Source organism: Nocardiopsis lucentensis DSM 44048 (genome assembly GCF_000341125.1).
Classification (GTDB): Bacteria; Actinomycetota; Actinomycetes; order Streptosporangiales; family Streptosporangiaceae; genus Nocardiopsis; species Nocardiopsis lucentensis.
Genome location: NZ_ANBC01000892.1, coordinates 1 through 2,466 on the forward strand (window position 1 = coordinate 1; position 2,466 = coordinate 2,466).

The 2,466-nt window shown below is 75.8% G+C and carries 3 pseudogenes; all 3 read right to left on the minus strand.

Going from position 1 to position 2,466, the window contains the following annotated elements:
* Positions 1 to 424 precede the first annotated feature (424 nt).
* Positions 425 to 1,081, minus strand: a pseudogene (locus D471_RS42215) (type II secretion system F family protein); the annotation flags it as partial.
* 104 nt (positions 1,082 to 1,185) lie between these two features.
* A pseudogene (locus D471_RS37065) lies at positions 1,186 to 2,341 on the minus strand (TadA family conjugal transfer-associated ATPase).
* Positions 2,338 to 2,466: pseudogene (locus D471_RS42220) on the minus strand (septum site-determining protein Ssd); the annotation flags it as partial. The pseudogenes D471_RS37065 and D471_RS42220, both read right to left, overlap by 4 nt.

Here is a 2,466-nt window from a genome sequence, read left to right on the forward strand (position 1 = left end):
CCTCGCCCGAGAAGGACGGGGAACCGGACGCGGGCCGCGGATCCGGTGGACCGGGCTCCCACCCATGAGCACCCATACGGCGGCGGTCCCGAGGACCACCGTGGCCGCCTCGAACATCCATCCCCTTCCTCACGCTGCTTCCGGCTCACGCGGGTCCCGCTCGCACCGCCCCCGCTTCGTGTCGCTTCCGCGCCAGTGCCGCCTCGTGTCGTTCTCTCCTCGCTCCGGTTCGTCTCCGCTTCTCCTGCGTGCCGTGTCCGGCTCACGTCGGGTCTCCTTCGCGCGGGTTCCGTCTCATACGGGTCCGCCCTGCGACGCTCCCGCTCCATGCGGGTCCTGCTCGCGCAGGTGTCGCGGGCACGCCCGGGCGTGCCGCGGGTCCGCGGGGCGGAGGTGATCCCCGGGACCGTTCCTCGCCCGCGTCCACGGCGCCGCGCACCATGCGCAACGTCCACCAGGCCCCGAGCAGGTCCAGGGCCGCCCCGCCCACCAGACACCCCAGACCCACCGGTGTGGTGAACAGGAACACCAGGGGTGAACCGCCCAGCCCCGCCGACATCAGCAGGCCCACCAGGGGAAGCCCACCCAGCACGATCGCCGTGGTGCGGGGCCCGGCGGTCCTGGCCGCGACCTCTGACCGTTGCTCCTCATGCGCCGTCAGTTCCTCGGCCAGGGCGTCGACCACCCCCGCCAGCCCGGCCCCGGTCTCGGCGCAGACCTCCCAGCACGCGGCGAGGTAGGCCAGCGCCCACAGGTCGGGATCGCGGTCGGCGGCGGCGCGCATCGACGCCGCGTCGCGGAGCCCGGCCACCGAGGGTCCCGCCTGCGCCGCCGACATGCGCAGCGCCTCGTCGGGAGGCTGCCCGGCACGCAGCTCCGCGGCCAGGATCCGGCACAGCACGACCACCGCGCGACGGCGCCGCGACCCCTCGCGGCGGTGGGCCAGGGCGCGGATGATCCGCCGGACCAGGGCGCGGACCCACGGTCGGAGCGGATCTCCGAACCGACCCGGAGCCCATCGCGCCGTCTCGGCCCCGGTTCGGGGCGCGGTCTCCGGAGCCCACCACCGTGACCGGCCGATCCCGTGAAACTCCGTGGCCGGGCACGCCCGTGACAGGCGGTCCCGTCTCGGATCGGGCACGAGAGCCAACAGGACCAGTGCGACCACACAGAGCAGCAGGACGGTCATGAGCTCGGCCACCCCCCGCCCAACCGGTCCGCCAGCGCCTCCGCGCCGGGGAACTCATGGCAGGACCCCCCNCTCGGGGGTGAAGGCGACGGCGGGCAGCGCCTCCACCACCCCGTCGCCTCCCCGGCGCAGCACCCGGACCTCGGCGAGCCGACGTCCCGCGGTGTCCCGGACGAGGTGGATCACGAGCGCGCGGGTGGCGGCCAGCTGGCTGTGCACCGCGTCCCGGGTGAGCCCGGCCGCGCAACCCAGCGCCTCCACCCGGGCCGGGACGTCCTCGGCGCCGTTGGCGTGGAGGCTGCTGGCGCCACCCTCATGGCCCGTGTTCATGGCCGCCAGGAGCGAGACGATCTCCGGCCCGCGCACCTCGCCGACCACCAGCCGGTCCGGGCGCATCCGGAGCGCCTGACGCACCAGGACGGACAGGGGGACCTCCCCGCTGCCCTCGATGTTGGCCGGACGGGTCCGCAGACGGACCACGTGCGGATGCTCGGGACGTAGCTCGGGGGAGTCCTCGGCCAGGACCACGCGCTCAGCGGGACCGACCAACGAGAGCAGCGAGGACAGCAACGTGGTCTTTCCGGTCCCCGCGCCGCCGCTGATCAGGAACGGCACCCGTGCGCGCACCACCGCCCGGAGCAGGGCCGCGCCGCGTGGGGTGAGCGTTCCGCACGCGGTCAGCCGCCCCAGGTCGAACACCCGACGGGGCGGCAGCCGCAGCGACACGCACGCCCCCTCCGGGGCCACCGGAGGCAGTACCGCGTGCAGTCGTGCCCCGTTCGGCAGGTGCGCGTCGACGTAGGGGACGGCCGCGTCCAGTCGCCGCCCGGCCTGGGCGGCCAGCCGTTGGGCGAGTCGGCGCACCTCCTCCGCCGACGCGAACCGGACCCCGGCGCGCCGCAGCCCGTCACCGTCGTCGACCCACACCTCGTCCGGTCCGTTGACCAGGACGTCGGTGACCCCGGAGGTCAGCAGGTCCTCCAACGGCCCCGCGCCGGACAGCTCGGCGGCGAGCCGCCGGGTCAGGGCGAGCAGTTCGGCGTCCCCCAGGACACCGCCCTCCTCGCGCAGCGCCGCGGCCACGGCGGCCCGACTCACCGGTCCGCCCGACTCGACCAGGCGGTCGCGCACCGCCTCCAGCAGGGCGTTCACCGGACCGGTTCCACTACGGGCAGTTCCGCCACGACGCGGTCCGCGAACCGGGCGAGCGGGGACCTGCGGTGTCGGGCCGGGGTCCGGCCGGCGGCCAGGAGCCGCGCCAGGCCCGGCTCCCCCGG